Origin of the sequence: Lolliginicoccus suaedae (assembly GCF_008312885.1) — a bacterium.
GTDB classification, from domain to species: domain Bacteria; phylum Actinomycetota; class Actinomycetes; order Mycobacteriales; family Mycobacteriaceae; genus Lolliginicoccus; species Lolliginicoccus suaedae.
Map to the genome: position 1 here is coordinate 46,711 of NZ_VSSO01000005.1, position 21,095 is coordinate 67,805.

Sequence of the window (21,095 nt, forward strand, 5' to 3'; positions counted from 1 at the left end):
CTTGCGCCGCTACGGGGGAATATTCGCGGATCGGACGCATTCGGCGTGCCCTGGATCGGTCCCCGGGCCAAGCCCGCTGCTGCTTTCCCCGGCTGCGCGCGCTACCTGCTCGCAAGCTCCCAGGCCGCCCGGGCGATCGCCAGCTCCTCGTCGGTGGGCACCACGAGGACGGTCACCGCGCTCTCGGGGGTCGAGATGATGCGGGGCTCCTTGGCGCGTGCAGCGTTGGCCTCCTGGTCGAGGATGATGCCGAGGCGCTCGAGCCCGGCCAGCGCATCGGCGCGGACATTGCTGGCATTCTCGCCGACCCCGGCGGTGAAGGTGATGACGTCGGTTCCGCCCAGCTCGAGGTGGTAGGCGCCGATGTACCTGCGGAGCCGGTGGATGTAGACGTCGTAGGCGAGCTTGGCATCCCTGTCGCCACTATCGATGAGGTTGCTCAGCGCGCGGAAGTCATTGACCCCGGAAAGCCCCTTGAGCCCGGAGCGGCGGTTGAGCAACTCGTCGAGCTCGTCGATGCCGAGGCCCGCGACGCGCAGCAGGTGCAGCAGCGCGCCAGGGTCGATGTCCCCACTGCGAGTGCCCATGACAAGCCCTTCGAGGGGGGTCAGTCCCATCGAGGTGTCGATAGCCTGCCCGTCGCGGATGGCCGAGACCGAAGCGCCGTTGCCCAGGTGCAGGACGATCTGGTTGACCGTGTCGTAGGGCCGGCCGAGATGCTCGGCGGCCTGGTGCGAGACGTAGTCATGGGAGGTGCCGTGGAACCCGTAGCGCTGGATGCCGTGCTGCTCGGCGATGCCGCGGTCGATGGCGTAGGTGCTGGCCGCCGCGGGCAGGGTGGTGAAGAACGCGGTATCGAAGACCGCCACGTGCGGCACATCGGGCAGCAGCGATCGCGCCACCTCGATGCCGAGCAGGTTGGGCGGATTATGCAGGGGCGCGAGGGAGGAAAGCTTGTCCACCTCGGCGACGACATCATCGGTGATGATCGTGGGCCTGGTGAAGATAGTTCCGCCGTGGACGACGCGGTGGCCGACAGCGGCGATGCCGAGATCGTCGAGGGTTCCACCATCACGGGTGAACATGTCGAACGCGAGCGCGAGCCCGGCCTTGTGGTCGGCGATGGGAGCACGCTGCTCCGTCTCGCCGGCGCTATCGGCGTGGGTGATGATGCCGTCGTTCTCGCCGATGCGCTCCACGACGCCGCTGGCGAGGGCCTCGCCGGATGCTGGGTCGAGGAGCTGGTACTTGATCGACGATGAGCCGGAGTTGATGACGAGGACGGTGCGGGCCACCACGGCCTCCTATTCCTTGTGGGCCTGGATGGCGGTGATGGCGACAGTGTTGACGATGTCCTGGACCAGGGCGCCGCGGGAGAGATCATTGATGGGCTTGTTGAGGCCCTGGAGGACGGGTCCGATGGCGACGGCGCCGGCGCTGCGCTGCACGGCCTTGTAGGTGTTGTTGCCGGTGTTGAGGTCGGGGAAGATCAGCACCGTGGCCTCGCCGGCGATCTTGGAATCCGGCATCTTGCTGCGCGCGACGGAGGGCTCGACGGCGGCGTCGTACTGGATGGGGCCGTCGACGAGCAGGTCGGGGCGGCGCTCCTGGACGATCTTGGTGGCACGCCGGACCTTGTCGACGTCCTCGCCACTGCCGGACTCCCCCGACGAGTACGACAGCATGGCCACCTTGGGCTCGATGCCGAACTGGCGGGCGGTCTCGGCGGAGGAGATGGCGATGTCGGCGAGCTGCTCGGACGTGGGAACGGGCACCACCGCGCAGTCGCCGTAGGCGAGGACCTCGTCGGCTAGGCACATGAGGAAGATGCTGGACACGATGGAGCACTCGGGGACGGTCTTGATGACCTCGAACGCGGGGCGGATCGTGTGGGCAGTGGTGTGGACGGCACCAGAGACCATGCCGTCGGCGATGTCCATGTGCACCATCATGGTGCCGAAGTAGGCGACATCGACCATCATCTCGCGGGCCCGCTCCTCCGTCATGCCCTTGTGGGCGCGGACGCGGGCGTACTCGGCGGCGAACTTGTCGAGCAGGTCCGAGGTGGCGGGATTGATAATGTCGGCGGCCCCGAGGTCGAGGCCGAGCTCGGCGGCGCGCTTGCGGACGGAGGCCTCCTCGCCGAGGAGGGTCAGCTGGGCGACCTCCCGCTGCAGCAACCGGCTGGCGGCGCGGAGGATGCGGTCATCGGTGGCCTCGGGCAGAACGATGTGCTTGCGGTGCTCGCGGGCGCGGTCGATGAGCTGGTACTCGAACATCTGTGGCGTCATCACTGACGGCATGGTGACGTTGAGCTGCTCGATGAGGGTGGGCGCGTCGACGTGCTTCTCCATCAGTCCGAGCGCGGTATCGACCTTGCGCTGGGAGCCGACGCCGACGCGGCCGCGGGTCTCGGCGGCGATGCTCGCGGTCTTGAAGGTGCCGTGGTTGGTCGTGATGATGGGCAGCTTCGGCTTGAGGCCCTCGACGAGGGAGGCCACGGACCGGTGCGGGAGCAGGCCACCGTTGAAGATGATCCCAGCTAGGGAGGGGAAGCCTTCTGCCTCGTGCGCATTGACGAGGGCAAGCAGCACGTCGGAGCGGTCAGCGGGCGCGATGACGGCAGCACCCTCCTGGAGCCGCTCGAGCAGGTGCTCGGCCGTCATGGCACCGACGAGCACCGCCGTTGCCTCGCGCTGCAGCAGCTCGGGGTCGCCGCTGTAGAGCTCGCCGCCGAGCGCATCGAGCAGCTCCTGCATGGTGGGGGCCACCATGAGTGGCACCTCGGGCAGCGCCCAGGCCGCGACCCCGGTCTTCTCGAGCGCCTTGGTGATGTCGTCGATCTGGTCGGGCGCGCACCGGTTGGCGATGATCGCGACGGTGTGGGCGCGCATGGTCCGCAGCTCGCTCAGGCACAGCTCCGCGGCATGCGCGATGGTCTCGGCGTCGCGCCCGCTGCCGGAGAGCGCGAGCAGCACGGGGGCCCCGAGGTTGACGGCGACGCGGGCGTTGAACGTCAGCTCGGTGGGGCTGACGACATCGGTGTAGTCCGAGCCCACGATGACGACGGCGTCGCATTTCTCGGCGACGACGTGGTAGCGGCTGACGATGTCGGACAGGGCCCGCTCGGGGTCGGCGTGGACCTCCGCGTAGGTGGCACCGATGCATTGCTCGTACTCGAGGTCGGCGGTGGTGTGCTCGAGGAGCATCTCGAGGATGAAGTCGGTGTGATCGTTGGAGCGCGAGATCGGCCGGAATACCCCCACCCGCGCGGCGGAGGCCGCGAGGAAGTGCAGCACCCCCAGCGCGATGGTGGACTTCCCGGTATCCCCGGATGGCGCGGCAACGTACACACTCGACGGCATGTTCCTATTCTTAACCGTTGCCCGCCCGCGCGCGCGAATTGGGGCGAATATAGCGCCCCTCGCGAGCCTGGCGAGGAGCCCTAGCCGAGGGCGCGCAGGCGCGGAGCGAGGTCCCGGGCGAACAGGTCGAGGAAGCGTGCTTGATCGTGGCCGGGGGCGTGGAAGACGAGGTGGTTGAGCCCGGCGTCGAGGTAGGGCTTGATCTGCTCGACCGCCTCGTCGGGGTCGGACGCGACGATCCACCTCTTGGCGACCTGCTCGATGGGCAGCTCATCGGCGAGGCGCTCCATCTCGGTGGAGCTGCTCACCGAGTGCTTCTGCTCGGGCGTGAGGCTCAGCGGCGCCCAGAAGCGGGTGTTCTCGAGCGCGGCATCGTGATCGGTGTCGTAGGAGATCTTGATCTCGATCATCTTGTCGATCCCGCTCACATCGCGCCCCGCGGCCTCCGCGCCAGCCTGCACGGCGGGCAGCAGCTTGTCGGTGTAGAGGTCCATGCCCTTGCCGGAGGTGCAGATGAAGCCATCCCCGGCCCGGCCGGCGTACTTGGCGACCACCGGCCCACCGGCAGCGATGTACACGGGCAGGGGCTGCTCGGGGCGGTCATGCAGGGTCGCGTCGACGGTGTTGTAGTAGTCGCCCTCGAAGGTGACGTTGTCCTCGGTCCACAGCGCGCGGATGAGCCGGATGGCCTCGCGCAGGCGGGCGAAGCGTTCCTTGAACTCGGGCCAGGGGTGATCGTCGGAGACGTTGAACCCGGTGGCGATCTCGTTGAGCGCCTCGCCGGTGCCGACGCCGAGCATGATGCGGCCGGGGTAGAGCACGCCCATCGTGGCGAAGGCCTGCGCGATGACGGCCGGGTTGTAGCGGAAAGTCGGCGTCATCACCGAAGTGCCGAGCTGGATGCGGCTGGTGCGCTCCCCCACCGCGGTCATCCACGCCAGGGAGAACGGCGCGTGCCCGCCGGTGTGCCGCCACGGCTGGAAATGGTCACTGACGGTGGCGGAATCCATGCCGCACTGCTCGGCCTTGACGGCGAGCTCCACGAGATCACGGGGCGCGAACTGCTCCGCCGATGCCTTGTACCCGAGCTTGAGCACTGGTGTGCCTCCCTTCGCCACGATCCACGCTACCCGGCGAGGGCTGCCGCGGCCTACGCGAGTGCTTGCTGGAGATCCTCGAGGAGATCGTCGACGTGCTCGAGCCCCACGGAGATGCGGACCACACCGTCGGTGATACCTACGGTGGCCCGGCCCTCCGGCCCCATGGCGCGATGCGTGGTGGTGGCAGGGTGGGTGATGAGGGTCTTCGAGTCCCCGAGGTTGTTGGAGATATCGATGATCCGCAGCTTGTCGAGCACCTCGAAGGCCCGCGCCTTGCCGTCCTCGGCATCGAGCTCGAACGTCACCACGGTGCCGCCGCCGAGCATCTGCCGCTTCGCGAGCTCGTACTGCGGGTGCGACGGCAGGAACGGGTAGCGGACCCACCGCGTCGCGGGGTGCTCATCAAGGAACTCAGCGATGCGATGGGCGGACGCGTTCTGCTGCTGGACGCGGATGCCCAGGGTCTCGAGGCCCTTGAGCATCACCCAGGCGTTGAACGGGCTCAGCGCGGGACCGGTATGGCGCATCAGCGTCTGCACCGGACCATCGATGTAGTCCTTCGGTCCAAGGATCGCGCCACCGAGGACGCGGCCCTGGCCATCGATGTGCTTGGTGCCCGAATACACGATCACGTCCGCACCGAGGTCGAAGCCCCGCTGCAGCAGGGGGGTGGCGAACACATTGTCGAGCACGACCTGCGCGCCCGCGGCATGCGCGAGCTCGGATACCCGCTGCACATCCACGAGTGCCTGCATCGGGTTGGCCGGGGTCTCGAAGAACACAGCGGCGGTCGGCTTCGCCAGCGCCCGCTCCCACTGGTCGAGGTCCTCGCCGTCGACGAACTCGGTCTCGATCCCCCAGCGGGGCAGGATCTCGTTGCACACCACGAAGCAGGAGCCGAACAGGCTGCGGGCCGCCACCAGGCGATCGCCGGCCTTCAGCAGCGCGCCGAGCGCCACGAACACGGCCGCCATGCCGCTCGCCGTGCCGAAGCATGCCTCGGCGCCATCCATCAGGCGCAGCCGCTCCTCGAACATCGCGACGGTGGGATTGCCGTAGCGGGAGTAGACGAAGCGATCACCATCGATGAAAGCCTGCTCGGCGGCACCAGCGGACTCATAGACATAGCCGGAGGTGAGGTAGAGCGCCTCGGCGGTCTCCTCGTAGCCGGACCGCGCGAGCCCGCCGCGCACGCCAATGGTCTCGGGTCGCACGCCCTCGGGCAGCGGGCGCTGCGGCGGGAGGCTCACGACTGCCTCCACGGCAGGCCGAGCGCACGCCAGCCGCGATGGCCGCGATGCCCCTGGTCGTCGATAGCGCCCTCGAAACCATCAAGGACGTTGTAGGCAGGACCGAGGCCCGCGGAGGTGGCGAGCTGCGCCGAACCGATGGAGCGCTGGCCCGACCGGCAGAGGAAAACCAGCGGCTGGCCCGGATGGATGCCCGCGGCAGCGAGCTCGTTGAGGAAGTCCGCGTTGCGCGCGCCCGTGGGGAAACCGACCCACTCGACGAAGACGGTCCGCTTGCCCAGTGGTGAGACATCGGGCACACCGACATAGCTCCACTCGGCCTGTGTACGGACGTCGACGAGGACTGCCTCGGGATCGTTCTCGAGCATCTGCCATGCCTGCTCGGGGCTGATGTCACCTGCGTAGCTCACCCCTACAGCGTTCCATACCGGGGGGCCCGCGCGCACACTGGACGGCACATGTCGCTAGCGGCTTGGAAAAGGGCGGGGAACCTGGCAGGTTAGAGCAGGCTTACCAGTGCCGGAATTTCTACTCTACACTGGACACTCGACTGTCCACCCCAGAATGAGGTTAAGCGCTTCTGATGACTGACCAGAATCGGCCGTTGCGAGTTGGAATCGTCGGGTCCGGCCCCGCCGGCATCTATGCCGCTGACGCCTTGATGAAATCGGACACCGCCGCCGAACGGGGGGTCAGCATCGACATCTTCGAGCGCATGCCCGCCCCCTTCGGCCTCATCCGCTATGGCGTCGCCCCCGACCACCCCCGCATCAAGGGCATCATCACCGCGCTGCACAAGGTCCTCGACAAGCCCGAGGTCCGCCTGTTCGGCAATGTCGACTACGGCACCGACATCGACCTGCCCACGCTGCACTCCCTCTACGATGCGGTCATCTTCGCCACCGGCGCCAACGCCGACCGCGCGCTGGGGATCCCCGGCATCGAGCTCGACGGCTCCCACGGCGCCGCCGACTTCGTCTCCTGGTACGACGGCCACCCAGATGTGCCCCGCGACTGGCCCCTCGACGCCGAGAAGGTCGCTGTCCTCGGTGTCGGCAACGTCGCCCTCGACGTGGCCCGCGTGCTCGCCAAGACCGCCGACGAGCTGCTCGAGACCGAGATCCCGCACAACGTCTACGAGGGACTGCGGGCCTCTCGCGCCCGCGAGGTCCACGTCTTCGGCCGCCGCGGCCCCGCCCAGGCCAAGTTCACCCCCCTCGAGCTCAAGGAGCTCTCCCACTCCCCCAATGTCGATGTGATCGTCGATCCGCTGGACATCGACTACGACGAGGCCTCCGAGATCGCCCGGCGCTCCTCGAAGATCGTCGACCAGGTCGCCAACATCATCCAGGACTACGCGATCCGCGACCCCAAGGGGCTGCCCAACAAGATCTACCTGCACTTCTTCGAGAGCCCCACCGAGATCCTCGGCACTGACGGCAAGGTCACCGGCCTGCGCACCGAGCGCACCGAGCTCGACGGCACCGGCAACGTCCGCGGCACCGGGAAGTACACCGACTGGGACGTCCAGGCCGTCTACCGGGCGGTGGGCTACCTGTCGGAGAACATCGCCAAGCTGCCGTTCGACGAGCAGGCCGGCACCGTGCCCAACGAGGCCGGGCGCGTCACCGGTGACGATGGCCAGCCACTGCCCGGCATCTACGTCACCGGCTGGATCAAGCGCGGCCCCATCGGCCTGATCGGCCACACCAAGGGCGACGCCAACGAGACCATCGCGTGCCTGCTCGAGGACGCGCCCTCGCTGCCCGAGCCTGCCGATCCCCGCGAGGACGCGATCACCGACCACCTCACCAGCAAAGGCGTCCCCTTCACCACCTGGGATGGCTGGTACCGGCTCGACGCGCACGAGAAGGCCCTCGGCGAGCCGCACGGCCGGCCCCGCATCAAGGTCGTCGAGCGCGACGAGATGCTGCGCGCCAGCGGAGTCAGCGACGAGGAGTAGCCCGCGCCTGCTCCGCAGCCCCCGGTTGGATCCACGTGGACCAGCCGGGGGCTGCTGCGTTGCAGGCTGGGATGCGGAGGCTTGCGACTTCCGGTAGCTAGAGCACCCAGGCGCCGATCGCCCAGGTCGCGCCGGCCGCCAGCGCCCCGAGAAGCTGGATCAACGTCGAGAGAACGACCGCCTTGGTGGCATGCACCGTGGCGTTCCATGCTGCGTCAGCCTGGCGGACGCGGGCCGTCTCGGCGAGGAACGTGCCGCCGATGAAGCCGATGAACAACCCGATCACCGGGATGACGAAGAACCCGACCACCGCGAGGATCAGGCCGACCACGATCGATCGGGTGGGGATGCCGGCCTCGCGGAGGGACCTCCCTGGCCAGGTGTACTGCAGCACGCCCGTGATGACGATGAACGCCGTGACGATGAGGAAGATCATCCAGCCCTGCGTGGTGCCCTCGAAGATGGCCCAGGCCAGAACTGCCCCGAAGATGACGATCACGCCAGGCAGGATTGGCAGCACCGTACCGATGATGCCGATGACGATGACGAGGGCGACGATCAGCTCGCCTAGCAGGTTCATGCGGCTTACCGTATCCGGTCGCCGTTCGCGCCAGGCATCCTCTCCGCCTTGTACCGGCAGCCTGTCTCCCCGGTGATGCTCGCCGCGACCTTGCTCCCGATCTGGATCCGGTTGCCGTTGCCGCCAGCGAGGACGACATCATGGTCGCCCGGCCTATCGACCCTGACCGTCACATCGGCGAGGCCCGCGCGCGCTGCGATCCCGCGGACAGCATCGAGGATCGCCGGCCAGTCCGCATCGGGGATGGGGGCCTGCGATCCCCACAAGGGCATGCGCACGCTGGAGCCGTCCGTGCTGGCGAACGCCCCGCCGCACCCCTCTGCGCGCCGTGGCCGGGCCTCCTCCCACTGCAGCGCCGGACTGATGCCGGACGCGACGTCTTTGATCTCCTCGATCACAGCGACCATCGTGGCCTCGGTCTCCTCCAGCGCCGGCAGGTCGCACATCAGCTCAGCGGCACGGTCGATCTCCGCATCGGAATGGTTGTAGGGACTCTCCATGATGCCTCCGCATCCGCTCGCGGCCATGACGGTAGCCATCATCGGCGCTGCCATCGCCAGCCTGCCTGGTCGCTTCATCCGCGCACCACCTGATCCTGGAGACCGCCCACGATGACGGCCATGTTGTAGCCCGATGTTCTCAGCTCGCCATTGGATCCGAGGCGGGAATACTCGCTGTGCCCGGTCGAGCCCTCGCGCTCGATACCGTCGGGGGTGACCAAGGCGTCGGTGGACAGTTGCTCGAAGGCAGCCTCGGCGGGGTCGGGGCCGAACGAGCCAACGTTGCCCAGATCACCGACGGGGTCGCCGTCACCACCCAGGAAGCTCCATACTCCTTCGGCCTCCATCACGTACGCATGCCCTTCATCGAGGCCGAGGTCCTTCTCGTCGCTGGCATTGACGCCGGGCGAGCCGTAGAACACCGCGTCATCGACGGGTTGGCCGGGGCCTGGATCCTGCAGCGCGAGCCCTGTCGTGTACGAGCCGTAGGAGTGGCCGAGCGCCGTGATGTGTGGGTCATCCTGCTCGGAGGCCACCGCGATCCCGTCATAGAAGGAAGCGAGCCGCGCCGCGCCTTCCTCCGCATGATCGCTCTGGGCGACATCGGCGAAGCCAGCGGGCGCGTCTGCCCAACCGGGGCCATCCTTCTGCGGTGGCTCGTACCCGAGCCACGCGATCGAAGCGACGGTCTCCTCGCCTCTGCCGTTGTTGAACAACTGCCGCTCGGCCTCGCGCTGCAGGCTTGCCGTTTCCTTGACCATGCTCTCGAAGGAACCGGAAATGGTGGTGGTGAAGCCTGGGGTCGTGACGGACACATGGTCAGCGGAATCGGGGTCGCCGATCGCGAACGCTGCCATGCCTCGTTCTCCCGAGCTCATGTCGAGAAGCATCAACCGGCCCTCCGGATAGTCGTCGAGCATGTTCTCGATCGTGTCGAGGTCTTGCAGCTTGCGCTCGGTGTACCAGAGCTCAGCATCCGCGTTCGTGAATGCTCCGCCGAACATGTTGTCCTCGAGCTCCTCGGTAAGCTCCTCGCGCTGGTTGTCGAGGCGCTCGCGCTCGCTATCGATCCGCGCGATGTTCGCCTCGTGCCGCGCGCCCGAGGGCACTCCATCGAGATCACCGATCCACTCCGGATGCTTCTCGAGCACCCACGCCCGCTGCTGCTCCGTGAGCGAGTCCCAGTACTCCCGGTTCTGCTTCGCCGATGCATCCGCAGGGGGCTCGGGAGCACGTTCCCCCTCACCCGATCGGCCTTCCACGGAGCGCTGCTGAGGCACCGCTTCGCGCAATACCGTGATCGACCTCGCCAGCGCTCCGTGGAAGGCGTTCGCGGCGTTGCTCACCTGCTCGTGGTGGCGCGCCAGGATGAGCGCGCGCTCCTCGGGCAGGCTAGCGCCCTGCCGGGCGGATACGACCCACGAGTCGCTGACATCGAAGCCATCCGCGATAGCTGCACCCACTGCGCTCATCGCGGTTGATTGCTGCGTCCGCATCATGCGGGCGACCTGGCGCATGGCCTCTGCGGCTGCCTCGAAGCCGGTGGCCGATGCCCGGCCCGCGGCCCGCTGCTCGATGAAGCGTTCCCGTGCCAGGCGAGCCGCGCTGCCGTCCCAGCTTGGTGGGTGCACGCTGTCGAACGCATCCAGCGCCGCATCGGAGTGTGCCACTAGGCGGGAGGCAGCGTTCTCGTAGAGTGCCGCGTGGTTCTCCAGGCCTTCCCAGGCCAGGGCCCGTGCGCGCGACAACGGCATGGAGCTCACGGCCACGCCCTCAGGAGCCGTTGCGTGGATGCTGCCTCGGTGGTGCAATAGCCGTCGCACGCAGCGGCGACTCGTCGGCCGTGGCTTCGCAATGCATCCACATGCGCCTCTCGCACAGCGAGGGATGCGTCAACGATCTCCGCTACCGCCGCATCGAGCCCCGAGCCAGCGAGACCCGGTGGCGCGCCCGCGCCCAGTTCGATCGAACCGACGCCATCGGCGCAGCGGTCGACCTCGGCTGCCAGGGCGCTGAGCGCTCCGGTATCCGCTACAAGCTCCGTGTCATCCATGGCACCTCCGCGTTGGCCGCCGGATCGCAGCCAGGATCATCCCTTTCAGGGGAGACAGATGCTGCGCGTAGCCGGAAGGTTCCCTTCCCCGCATGCGATCGACGTCACATCCAGCGATCTTCCCGCGGCGCAGCACCAGCCTCCGCCCCGGGAGTGTGCCCTGCCTTGGAACGATCGCCCCGCGAGTGTGCGAGAAACGACAGGAAATTCCGCGGATGCTGACGTAATTCGCACACTGGTGGCCGACGCATGGCAATTCGCACACTGGCGGCCGCGCGCACGGCACTAGGTAGCCAGCTGGGAGCAGCTAAGGAGTGACGGCGGTGACGCAGGCAGCAGCCTTGGTGGCGTTCTCGCGAGCCTCGTCGATAGTCCCGGCGACAGCCACCGCGACACCCATGCGGCGGTTCTCGAAGCTCTCGGGCTTGCCGAAGAGCCGGATATCGGTGCCAGGAACAGCGAGTGCCTCGTCGACGCCCGTGAACTGGATGGAGCGCGCGTCGACGCCGCCGTAGATCACCGCGGATGCTCCCGGGCTGAGCAGCGTCGTGTCGACGGGGAGCCGGAGCACCGCGCGGGCATGCAGCTCGAACTCGGAGAGCCGCTGCGTGGCGAGAGTGACGAGCCCCGTGTCGTGCGGTCGGGGGCTGACCTCGGAGAAGAAGACCTCGTCGCCCTTGACGAACAGCTCGACGCCGAACACCCCGCGACCGCCGAGCGCGGCGGTGATGCGCTCGGCGACGCCCTCGGCCGCGGCGAGCGCTGCATCGCTCATGGGGTGGGGCTGCCAGGACTCGACGTAGTCGCCCGCGACCTGGCGGTGCCCGATCGGCGCGCAGAAGGAGGTAGTGATGGCGCCGGAATGGGTGGATCGCACGGTGAGGAGGGTGATCTCGTAGTCGAAGTCGACGAAGCCCTCGACGATGACGCGATCGTTGTGGACGCGACCGCCGGCGTGGGCATACTCCCATGCGGCTTCGAGACCGTCAGCATCATGGACGACGGATTGCCCCTTGCCTGATGAGGACATGATCGGCTTGACCACGCAGGGGTAGCCGATCCGCTCGGTGGCGGCGGCGAGCTCCTCGTAGGTATCGGCGAAGGCATAGGGCGAGGTGGGCAGGCCGAGCGCCTCGGCGGCGAGGCGGCGGATGCCCTCGCGGTTCATGGTGAGCTGGGTCGCGCGAGCGGTAGGGATGACCTCGGTGATGTCGCTGGCCACGGCCTCGGCGAGGGCATCGGTGGCGATGGCCTCGATCTCGGGGACGACATAGTGGGGCTTCTCGTGCTTGATGAGCGAGAGCAGCGCGTCCTTGTCCGTCATGTCGATGACATGCGAGCGGTGGGCGACCTGGTGGCCGGGAGCCTTGGCGTAGCGGTCGACGGCGATGACCTCCACGCCGAGGCGCTGGAACGCGATGATGACTTCCTTGCCGAGCTCGCCTGCCCCGAGCAGCATGACGCGGGTTGCTCCGTCGCTCAGCGGTGTACCGATGATCACCTAGTGTTCCCTCTCCGTGCGCCTCTCGCCTGACGTGTAGAGCCTAGCGGGTGAGAAGATGCATGCATGGATGTGGCATTGGCACTGGAGACGAGGATCTCGTTGCTCGCCGCAGGAGGCATATTCCTGTGGGCGCTGCTGCTCGGAGTATGGAAGTACGTACAGATGGCCCGCTCCCCGGAGCACGTGGCGCATCCCTACGTCGACATCGCGCACCGGGCGGCGCTGCTGTACTCGTTCGCCTCGATGCTGCTGGCTGTCTTCGCGGAGCTGAGCGCCTGGGCCTCGTGGGTGAACGTGGTGGCCGTGCTGGCGGTGCTGGTGTTCTTCGTCGGGGCGATCGTGTCCTACATGGTGCATGGCTGGCTGCGGGATACGACGAACCAGTTCGCGAGCCCGGTGCGGGGGCTGCACGCGTTCATGATCGCGCTGATCGTGGCGGAGATCGGTGGCTTCGTCGTGCTGTTCTCGGGGTTCGTGGCCGCGCAGTTCGTCACCGCTTGAGCCGCCACGGCCGGTGCAGCGTGGATCACACGCTGATTCCCCGCCGGGCCGCTTACCCTGTAATAATGGCGAATGCTCCTAGCACGCATGTGCTCAACGTTGTCCGCGGCGGCCTCATGGGCACCGCCGAGGTGATCCCCGGAGTCAGTGGCGGCACGGTCGCGCTCATCACCGGCCTGTACGACCGGCTGATTCTCTCCGCCGGCCACACCGTCAGCGGGCTCCGCATCGCCGTCGCCGACATTCCGCGCGGCCAAGGCACCAGCCGCGCCATGGCAGAACTGCGCAAGGTCGATTGGCTCATGATCATCGGCGTGCTCGCTGGCATGGTCGCGATGCTGCTGCTCGCCGCGAAGATCCTCGCGCCACTCGTCGAGGAGCACCCGCAGCGCTCCTTCGCCGTGTTCTTCGGCCTCGTCCTCGCCTCGATCTGGGTGCCCTACACCCACACTGGCATGCGCTGGACCGGCATGAACTATCTGGTCGCCCTCGCCGCCGCCGTCGCCGCGTTCTTCCTCACCGGCTTCCCCGAGGGCAACGCCTCGGACCCGAGCCCACTGATCATCATGGGCGCCGCCGCCATCGCCATCAACGCACTGGTGCTGCCCGGCGTCTCGGGCTCGTTCATGCTGCTCGCCATGGGGCTCTACACCACCACCCTCGACGCGGTGAACGACCGCGACCTCGGCTACATCTTCTTCTTCGGCCTCGGCGCGTTCCTCGGGCTCTCCGTGTTCGTCAAGCTCCTCCAGTGGCTGCTCGAGCACTACCACCACCTCACCATGGTGGTGATGACGGGCCTGCTGCTCGGTTCGCTGCGCGCCCTGTGGCCCTGGCAGACCGACAGCCGGGAGCTCCTCGCGCCCAGCGGTGATGTGCCCGTCACCTTTCTGCTCATGGCTGCTGGCGCTATCACGGTCCTGTCGATCATGATCATCGCCCGCCGCTACGAGGCACCGCGGACCGCGCCCACCACCACCTCGACCGACGCCTGACGCTCGCGCATGACATCCCGCACCGCCCTGCGCCTGCTCGCCATCCATGCGCTCGCGGGCATCGCCGGCGGCATAGCCATGCGCGCGTCCGGGCTGGGCGAGTGGGTTCCGGCGCTCGCGGTGGGCATGGCCATCGGGCTGTTCGTCGGGGCATTCGCCACCGTGGGAGCGACGCTCGCGCTGCGGCTCGAGTCCCGCCACCCCTCCCCCACGGGCTTCGCATGGCGGAGGCGCTACACCGCTGCGGTTGCCGCGACCGTCCTGATCGGCGCTGGCCTGGCTCTCTCCGCCCTCGCCACCGCCCGCGCGGGCAGCGTCACCGCGCTCACCCTCGTGGAACTGATGGTCGTTGCCACTGTCACGCTTGCGTTCTCGCTGATCTCGGCCGCGCTCGCCCAGGCCTGCCTCCCCCGGCGCACCGGCAACGGCGGGAACGAGCATGAGCATTTGTTCTAGCAGCCCTCGCCGAGGCGGTGCCGCGGCCTAGCGGTTGCGCGCCACCCAGTCGGCGAGCTCTCCGAAGCTGGTGACGTTGACGTCGAACACGTCCTCCGGCTCCACGTCCACCTCAGCGCCAGGACCGTGCTCGTCGGGGCGCGCCACGAAGGCGGTGCGCAGCCCGAGAGACCGCGCGGCATGAAGATCGTACTTGTGGCTCGCCACCATCAGGATCTCGCTGGGTGGCACGCCCAGGTAGCGGGCAGCCCCGAGATACACCCGCGGGTCGGGCTTGAAGGCGCCGAACATCTCCGCCGCGAGGGGCACAGTCCAGGGGATTCGTGCATGCCGGGTGATGCCCACGACCGCGGACACGTCAGCGTTCGACAGCGTGGCAGTGACGACGTGCTCGTTGAGGGCACGTACTCCATCGATGACGTCCGGCCAGGGGTCGAGCCGCTGCCAGGACCGCGCGAGCTGCTCCCGCTGCTCCTCGGTCGCGTCGATCCGATGCTCGTGCAGCAGCTCATCGAGAGCCGTGCGATACACCGAGTGGACACTGATCCAGTCACCGGTGTGCCCGCCGAGCACGGTGAGCGCCTCGAAGTACAGGGCCCGCCACTCGTTGACGAAGCCACCCCATCCCGCCTCGGTGGGCGCGGGGCCCAAATCCGCATCGCAGGCCCTAGTCACGGTGCTGTGGAAGTCCGTGGCGGTGCCCTGGACGTCGAACAGGACGGCAGAGATCATGCCGCTACTCAATCATGGCGCTGAGGCTCCCGCTATCCGAGGCCGATGGCCCGGGCGATCATGGTGCGGATGCGCCGGGCGACTAGCGGCGCAACGCTCCGCGGAGCAGACCATTGTTGTAGTCCTCGATGAGGTGATCGACGGTTTCCTTCGCGCACGTCTTGTTGGTGCCGATGAAGCCGGAGGGTCCGCGCTTGATCCAGCCGGTGACGTAGCTGCCACGACGTGGAGCACCGTCGATCCCGGTGACGCGGCCCTCGATGTTGGGGATGATGCCGCGCGCTTCGTCGAACGGCACGCCTGGCAGCGCGCTGCCCCGGTAGCCGACGGATCGGATGACCAGGCCGGTGCTGAGGGTCTCGGTGTGGCCGGTGCCGACTGCCCGCGCGCTGCCGTCCTGCTCGACCAGCTCGTTGTGCTCGGCGGTGATGCTGGTGACCCGCTCGCCGCCGTGGATCTCCCGTGGCGACGCGAGGTATCGCAGCACGATGCGCCGCTCGTCCGGGGTGGCTTCTCCCATGTCCAGCGCGATCTCCTCGGCGATCGCGAGCTTGCGCTCGGTGGCCGGGGCGAGGGTGCCATTGTTGCGCTGCAGCTCGGTGGCAGCGTCGATGTGGAGCTCCTGCTTGTCGATGACGAGGCGGGCAGGATGCTTGCGGGCGAGGCCGAGCAGCTCCGGCAAGGTGTAGGCGGCCTGGGCGGGTCCGCGGCGCCCGAGGATGACTACCTCGCGGACAGCGCTGGCCCGCAGTGCCTCGAGGGCATGCGGCGCGATGCTGGTGGCGGCTAGCTTCTCGGGGTCGGTGGTGAGGATACGGGCCATGTCGAGGGCGACGTTGCCGTTGCCAATGATGACGACCCGCTCGTGGTCAAGGGGGTAGTCACGGTCAGCGTGGTCGGGGTGGCCGTTGTACCAGGCGACGAAGTCGGTGGCGGCGACACTGCCGGGAAGATCCTCCCCGGGGATCCCGAGACGCCGGTCCGAGGAGGCGCCGGTCGCGTAGATCACCGCGTGGTGGGTCTCGTGGAGGTCCGCGTCCGTCACGTCCACCCCGAGCTCGGTGCCGAATCGCTGCTCGAGCCTACGGTCGCTGCTGATGATGTCGAACAAGCCAGCGACCTGGCGGGTGGCCTCATGGTCCGGGGCCACCCCGTACCGGGCGAGGCCGTAGGGCCTATCGAGCCGCTCATGCATGGTGACGGCCACATCGCGCTGCTTGAGCAGCTCGTCGGCGGCGTACATCGCGGCCGGGCCCGATCCGACGATGGCGACGCGCAACGGGTCCGGCGAGGGTTGCTTGCGCGGCGAGATGGGGATCAGCGCGAGCGGTGTGCGGGGCCGGGGCTGCTGGTAGAAGTCCGCGTTGATCTGGCGGAACTCCTCCTGGTGCGGCTCGAGCTTGCGGTGGGGCACGATGGCATCCACCGGGCATGCCTCGACGCATGCGCCGCAGTCGACGCAGGACTCCGGGTCGATGTGGAGCATCTCGGCCGTGAGGAAGTCCGGCTCGTCGGGGCTGGGATGGATGCAGTTGACGGGGCAGGCGAAGACGCAGGAGGCGTCCGCGCAGCAGGCCTGCGTGACGACGTGGGGCATGCTCGGATCACGCCGCCCGGGTGAGGCTCGCGACCATCGCTTGGTCGGAGGTGGGCTCGCTGCGGTAGCGGGTGGGCCGTCCGGCGATGCCGCACAGCTTCCACACTGCCTTCGAGACGGGGTTCATCAGGCCGGCGTCGCGGGCGAGGGCACGCACGTCGCCGAAGATGTCGCGCAGGGTCTCGCGGGATTCCGGCGAGCCCCAGTAGAGCTCCTTGATGACGGAGCGCGGGATCTCGAAGCGGTCGATGTACTGCTGGGGCGGGATGACGATGATGTCGCACATCCAGCGCATGGTGACCGGGAAGAGCACCGAGAGCAGGTGCTTCTTGACGGGGTTGAGCGCGGGGACGTTGCGCAGGAGGTACTGGTGCGCGAACGAGATGTGCCGGGCTTCCTCGGCCACGTGGATCTGCATGACACGCTCGAGCATGGGGTGCAGCTCGCCGCCCGCGCGCAGGACAGACTTCTGCACGTGATCGATGGGCTCCTCGCCGCCGAGGACGAAGGTGAAGAACCATTCCGGGTAGATGCGCACGGCCACGCCGACGAGCGGCACGAGCTTGCGCAGCAGGCCAGTCATGCCGGGCACGTCCGCGCCGATGCGGTTGACGCCTTCCTGGAACATCAGCGTGTGGTTGCATTCCTCGCCAGCCTCGTGGGTGACGTAGCGGAACTCCGGATTGCCGTTGTCCAGCATGAACGCATAGTGCATGATGCCGCGGATGAGGACGTTCTCGAAGTGCAGGCCGACCTTCATGATGTTGGCCTGGCGCCACATTCCCATCTCGATCTGCTTCTCGCGGGGCTGCGCGAGGTACCAGGGGTGGCGGCCCAGCGGATCGGCCTTGGGGAGGATCCAGCGAGGGTCGTCGGCGATGACGGCGTACTCGTCGGAGTCCCAGGCTATGTCCTCGTAGGGATCGAAGTGCTTGCGCGTCGATCCCTCGGAGAGCGTCGCGAGGTGATCGGTGTACTGGCTGGCTTTCACAGCGTCGTCGATGGAAAGCGTCATGATTACTCCTCAAAGAGTATCTTGGTCACGGTGTCTCATGTGAGACGCTTCCGACGGTAAGCTGCCCCGGCAAACATGTCAATGCTCATTGGCACAATTGATGTGGGAACAATCTGGTAACACCGCTCACCAGCGTCGATGCAGCAGCGGCAGGTGTGTGTCGCGCATCACTCATGCTTGATCTGCTCGATCCTGGGTAGCTTCGAAGCCATGAGCCCAGCCAACCCCCAGCGAGTCCTCGTACTGGCCGAGCCCGGCCTGGCCACCCACGCATCGCGCGAGGCCGTGAAGCGGCTCGATGCCCAGCACTACGACATCACGGTCACCACGCGGTCCCTGCCCCTCGACGAGGACGGCGAGATCATTCTCAGCAGCACCGCATCGGAGACCGGCGAGGGCAACGCGCCCGACATCATCATCGGGGTGACCGAGCTGCCCCGTCTCGCCAAGAGCGGCCCCATCGCGATCGATATCGAGTCACGCGCCGACGCCGCCCTGATCTCCCTGCCCGGGCTCGGCGCCACAGGGCACGCCCGAAAGGTCGCCGACGCCCTCAAGACCGTGCTCGAGACCGGCACCGACGGCGAGCGCACCTCTTTCGGTGTACGCTCCCCCCGCTGGATACGCGTGCTGCTCGGAATGATCCGCGTCAACCGCCCATGGCGGCTCGTCCCAAGCTTGTCGAGCGCGATGGCCGCCGCGGCCGCGACCGCCGCCTTCGGAATCTTCTTCTCCAGCATCTGGAAGATGGCCACCGCGCTGCACCCCGCCAGGCTCACCCTCGTCACCATCATGTCGATCGTCGCCATGACGCTGTGGCTCATCGCCTACAACCGCCTCTGGGATCCCCCTCGCTCCCGCGGCACGCACACCCACGCCGCGGTCTACAACCTCGCCACCGTGCTCACCGTGGGCCTCGGTGTCAGCCTGATGTACGCCGGCCTCTACATCGCCACGTTCGTCGCCGCGCTCATCGTCATCTCCTGGGAGTTCCTCGGCTCCACGCTGGGCGAGCCGGCATCGCTAGCGGACTACGCGAAGCTGGCGTGGCTGTCCGCGTCGATGGGCACCGTGGCCGGCGCGCTCGGATCCAGCGCCGAGGACACCGACGAGATCCAGCGGGCCGCGTTCGCCAACCGTGAGCGCGAGCGGCGAGCAGCACGGGAGCCAGACGACGCCGACGATTCCTGAGCACCGCGCCTACAGCGCGATGACGTCGAGATCGCGCGCGATGTGGATCGGCCCGTCGAACTCGCCGCGCGCCTCGTCCTCGAAGGCCTGCATGCCACCAAGCCCGTAGCGCTGGGAGAAATGCGTGAGCACGAGCCTGCGCGCGCCCGCGAGCGCCGCGATGCGGCCTGCCTGCCGCGCGGTGAGGTGCCGGTACCGGGCCGCGATGTCCTCCTCCGCCGAGAGGAACGTCGCCTCGATGACGAGCGTGTCCGCCTCCCGCGCGAGGGCGATGGCGTTGTCGCACCAGCCGGTATCCATCACGAACGCCAGCGACGCGCCCCGGCGCGGCGTGGAGAAATCCTCCAGCTCGATGATGCGCCCCGACTCGAGCTTCAGATGCCCCTGCTGCTTGAGCCGACCGACCCGCGGCCCGGTCACCCCGATCGCCGCGAGCTCCTCGGCATGCATGTGCACGCCATCGGGCTCGGCGATGCGATAGCCGTAGACGGGGGTGCTGTGCACCAGCGGCAGCGCGCTCATCCGTGGCTCCCCGAACCCGGCCGGCTCCGCGCCCTCGAGCGGGTGCGGCCGGATCCTGTCCGTGGGATGGAACTCGCTGGCCCACCGGAGCCGCTGGTAGTACTGCTCCCCTGCCGCCGGATAGGCCACAGTGACCTCGTGCGGGACCCCATCGCGCGCGATGCGCTGGATGATTCCCGGCAGCCCGAGGCAATGGTCACCGTGGAAGTGGGTGATGCACACCTGGTTGATGTCATGCGCGGAAATGCCCGCGTGCGACATCTGCCGCTGGGTGCCCTCGCCGGGATCGAAGAGAACGCCCGAACGACCCCACCTCAGGAAGTACCCGTTGTGGTTGCGCTGCCGCGTGGGGACGGCGCTGGCCGTCCCCAGGATCACCAGCTCTCGCGGGGACAAAGCCCTGCTCAGGCGAGGATGTCGCGGCGCACGATGGTCTGATCGCGGCCGGGGCCAACGCCGATGCAGCTGACGTGCGCGCCCGAGAGCTCCTCGATCCGCAGCACATAGTCGCGGGCATTCTTCGGCAGGTCCTCGAACGTGCGGGCCTCCGAGATGTCCTCCCACCAGCCCGGCATCTCCTCGTACACCGGCTTGGCGTGATGGATGTCGGTCTGCGTCATCGGCATGTCATCGATGCGCTTGCCGTCGATCTCGTAGCCCACGCAGATCGGCACGGTCTCGAGGCCCGAGAGAACATCGAGCTTGGTGAGGAAGTAATCGGTGATGCCGTTGACACGGGTGGCGTACCGGGCGATGACAGCATCGAACCATCCGCAGCGGCGCGCGCGGCCGGTGGTGACTCCCACCTCGCCACCCTGCTTCGCGAGGTAGGCGCCCTGCTCGTCGAACAGCTCCGTGGGGAACGGCCCCGAGCCGACGCGGGTCGTGTAGGCCTTGAGGATGCCCAGGACGGTCGTGATCCTCGTCGGGCCCACCCCGGAGCCCACCGAAGCACCGCCGGCGGTCGGGTTGGACGAGGTGACGAACGGATAGGTGCCGTGATCGACATCGAGCATGGTCCCCTGCGAGCCCTCGAGCAGCACCACCTCATCGCGATCGAGCGCGTTGCCGAGCATCAGGCCGGTATCAGCGATGCGATGCTTGAACCCCTCGGCCTGCTCGAGCACGCCATCGACGATCTTGTCGGCATCGAGCGCGCGCCGGTTGTAGATCTTGGTGAGGATCTGGTTCTTCACCTCGAGCGCTGCCTCGACCTTGCGGCGCAGGATGCTCTCGTCGAGCACGTCCTGTGCCCGTACTCCCACGCGCGCGATCTTGTCCTGGTAGCACGGCCCGATGCCACGCCCCGTGGTGCCGATCTTGCGATTGCCGAGGAAGCGCTCGGTGACCTTGTCGATGGCCACGTGGTAGGGCATCAGCAGGTGCGCATCGGCCGAGATCAGCAACCGGGAGGTATCGACGTTGCGAGCCTCGAGTCCGGAGAGCTCGTCGAGCAGCACCGCTGGATCAACGACCACGCCGTTGCCGATGACGTTGGTGACCTCAGGGGTGAGGATTCCCGACGGGATGAGGTGCAGCGCGAAGTGATCCCCGTTGGGCAGGACAACCGTGTGCCCCGCGTTGTTGCCCCCCTGGTAGCGGACCACCCAGTGGACCCGTCCGCCGAGCAGGTCCGTTGCTTTGCCCTTACCCTCGTCGCCCCATTGGGCACCGATCAGGACGATTGCCGGCATTCCCTCACTCCTGTGTTGTGGTTCTGGCCGCGAGCGTGGCCACGCTGCATGGCAACGAAGCGATAAGGTCAGAATTC

20 protein-coding genes are annotated in these 21,095 nt (G+C 67.8%); 5 read left to right on the forward strand and 15 right to left on the reverse strand.

The features are described 5' to 3' along the window. Positions 1–101: 101 nt before the first annotated feature. The 5 genes from FXO18_RS14260 to FXO18_RS14280 all read right to left on the reverse strand — a co-directional run bounded on the left by FXO18_RS14260 (position 102) and on the right by FXO18_RS14280 (position 6,125). Positions 102–1,295: an acetate kinase gene (locus FXO18_RS14260; protein WP_407936483.1), complete on the reverse strand. Its 1,194-nt coding sequence runs from the start codon at positions 1,293–1,295 to the stop codon at positions 102–104. Positions 1,296–1,304: 9 nt separating this feature from the next. Then, positions 1,305–3,365 (reverse strand): phosphate acetyltransferase, encoded by a 2,061-nt coding sequence (gene pta, locus FXO18_RS14265; protein ID WP_149361812.1) that lies wholly within the window; start codon positions 3,363–3,365, stop codon positions 1,305–1,307. 80 nt (positions 3,366–3,445) lie between these two features. Continuing rightward, positions 3,446–4,462, reverse strand: a complete 1,017-nt coding sequence (fgd, locus tag FXO18_RS14270; protein ID WP_149361940.1) for a glucose-6-phosphate dehydrogenase (coenzyme-F420) — start codon at positions 4,460–4,462, stop codon at positions 3,446–3,448. Positions 4,463–4,515: 53 nt separating this feature from the next. Further along, positions 4,516–5,715 (reverse strand): O-succinylhomoserine sulfhydrylase, encoded by a 1,200-nt coding sequence (locus tag FXO18_RS14275; RefSeq protein WP_407936484.1) that lies wholly within the window; start codon positions 5,713–5,715, stop codon positions 4,516–4,518. Further along, positions 5,712–6,125, reverse strand: coding sequence for a rhodanese-like domain-containing protein (locus tag FXO18_RS14280; protein ID WP_149361814.1), 414 nt, complete (start codon positions 6,123–6,125; stop codon positions 5,712–5,714). Before FXO18_RS14280 ends, FXO18_RS14275 begins: the two co-directional genes overlap by 4 nt. Before the next feature lie 173 nt (positions 6,126–6,298). Here FXO18_RS14280 and FXO18_RS14285 point away from each other — a divergent pair, with 173 nt between their 5' ends. After that, complete coding sequence (locus tag FXO18_RS14285) at positions 6,299–7,678, forward strand: FAD-dependent oxidoreductase (RefSeq protein ID WP_149361815.1); 1,380 nt, start codon at positions 6,299–6,301, stop codon at positions 7,676–7,678. A gap of 97 nt (positions 7,679–7,775) precedes the next feature. Here FXO18_RS14285 and FXO18_RS14290 read toward each other — a convergent pair whose 3' ends face one another. The 5 genes from FXO18_RS14290 to purT form a co-directional block, all read right to left on the reverse strand. Then, on the reverse strand, positions 7,776–8,258 hold the full coding sequence (locus FXO18_RS14290; protein WP_149361816.1) for a DUF456 domain-containing protein: 483 nt from the start codon (positions 8,256–8,258) through the stop codon (positions 7,776–7,778). A 5-nt stretch (positions 8,259–8,263) separates the two neighbouring features. Further along, positions 8,264–8,836, reverse strand: a complete 573-nt coding sequence (locus tag FXO18_RS14295; protein ID WP_149361817.1) for an LppA family lipoprotein — start codon at positions 8,834–8,836, stop codon at positions 8,264–8,266. After that, positions 8,833–10,512, reverse strand: coding sequence for an alpha/beta hydrolase (locus tag FXO18_RS14300; protein WP_235900705.1), 1,680 nt, complete (start codon positions 10,510–10,512; stop codon positions 8,833–8,835). The genes FXO18_RS14295 and FXO18_RS14300 overlap by 4 nt, the downstream gene beginning before the upstream one ends. Before the next feature lie 5 nt (positions 10,513–10,517). Further along, positions 10,518–10,811, reverse strand: a complete 294-nt coding sequence (locus tag FXO18_RS14305) for a hypothetical protein (protein WP_149361819.1) — start codon at positions 10,809–10,811, stop codon at positions 10,518–10,520. A gap of 307 nt (positions 10,812–11,118) precedes the next feature. Further along, complete coding sequence (purT, locus tag FXO18_RS14310; protein ID WP_149361820.1) at positions 11,119–12,312, reverse strand: formate-dependent phosphoribosylglycinamide formyltransferase; 1,194 nt, start codon at positions 12,310–12,312, stop codon at positions 11,119–11,121. Positions 12,313–12,378: 66 nt separating this feature from the next. Between purT and FXO18_RS14315 the strand changes: the two genes are divergently transcribed. The 3 genes from FXO18_RS14315 to FXO18_RS14325 all read left to right on the forward strand — a co-directional run bounded on the left by FXO18_RS14315 (position 12,379) and on the right by FXO18_RS14325 (position 14,267). Further along, positions 12,379–12,816: a hypothetical protein gene (locus FXO18_RS14315; protein ID WP_149361821.1), complete on the forward strand. Its 438-nt coding sequence runs from the start codon at positions 12,379–12,381 to the stop codon at positions 12,814–12,816. Positions 12,817–12,881: 65 nt separating this feature from the next. Continuing rightward, positions 12,882–13,811, forward strand: coding sequence for a DUF368 domain-containing protein (locus FXO18_RS14320; protein ID WP_235900682.1), 930 nt, complete (start codon positions 12,882–12,884; stop codon positions 13,809–13,811). A 9-nt stretch (positions 13,812–13,820) separates the two neighbouring features. Beyond that, a complete protein-coding gene (locus FXO18_RS14325; protein ID WP_149361822.1) occupies positions 13,821–14,267 on the forward strand; it encodes a hypothetical protein in 447 nt (148 codons plus the stop codon). Positions 14,268–14,294: 27 nt separating this feature from the next. Here the strand turns inward: FXO18_RS14325 and FXO18_RS14330 are convergent, their stop codons facing one another. From FXO18_RS14330 to FXO18_RS14340, 3 genes are all read right to left on the reverse strand, one after another. Next, positions 14,295–14,999, reverse strand: coding sequence for a haloacid dehalogenase type II (locus FXO18_RS14330; RefSeq protein WP_149361823.1), 705 nt, complete (start codon positions 14,997–14,999; stop codon positions 14,295–14,297). A gap of 82 nt (positions 15,000–15,081) precedes the next feature. Continuing rightward, positions 15,082–16,596, reverse strand: a complete 1,515-nt coding sequence (locus FXO18_RS14335; protein WP_149361824.1) for an FAD-dependent oxidoreductase — start codon at positions 16,594–16,596, stop codon at positions 15,082–15,084. 7 nt (positions 16,597–16,603) lie between these two features. Then, on the reverse strand, positions 16,604–17,611 hold the full coding sequence (locus FXO18_RS14340; RefSeq protein ID WP_149361825.1) for an AurF N-oxygenase family protein: 1,008 nt from the start codon (positions 17,609–17,611) through the stop codon (positions 16,604–16,606). A gap of 210 nt (positions 17,612–17,821) precedes the next feature. On the opposite strand from FXO18_RS14340, the gene FXO18_RS14345 reads away from it, so the two are divergent. Then, positions 17,822–18,802 (forward strand): hypothetical protein, encoded by a 981-nt coding sequence (locus FXO18_RS14345; protein ID WP_149361826.1) that lies wholly within the window; start codon positions 17,822–17,824, stop codon positions 18,800–18,802. A 9-nt stretch (positions 18,803–18,811) separates the two neighbouring features. On the opposite strand, the gene FXO18_RS14350 is transcribed toward FXO18_RS14345, so the two are convergent. Together FXO18_RS14350 and FXO18_RS14355 are read right to left on the reverse strand one after the other, a co-directional pair. Then, positions 18,812–19,720 carry a ribonuclease Z gene (locus FXO18_RS14350; protein ID WP_149361827.1) on the reverse strand — a complete coding sequence of 303 codons (909 nt, stop codon included), beginning with the start codon at positions 19,718–19,720 and terminating at the stop codon, positions 18,812–18,814. An 8-nt stretch (positions 19,721–19,728) separates the two neighbouring features. After that, positions 19,729–21,018: an adenylosuccinate synthase gene (locus FXO18_RS14355; protein ID WP_149361828.1), complete on the reverse strand. Its 1,290-nt coding sequence runs from the start codon at positions 21,016–21,018 to the stop codon at positions 19,729–19,731. Positions 21,019–21,095 lie beyond the last annotated feature (77 nt).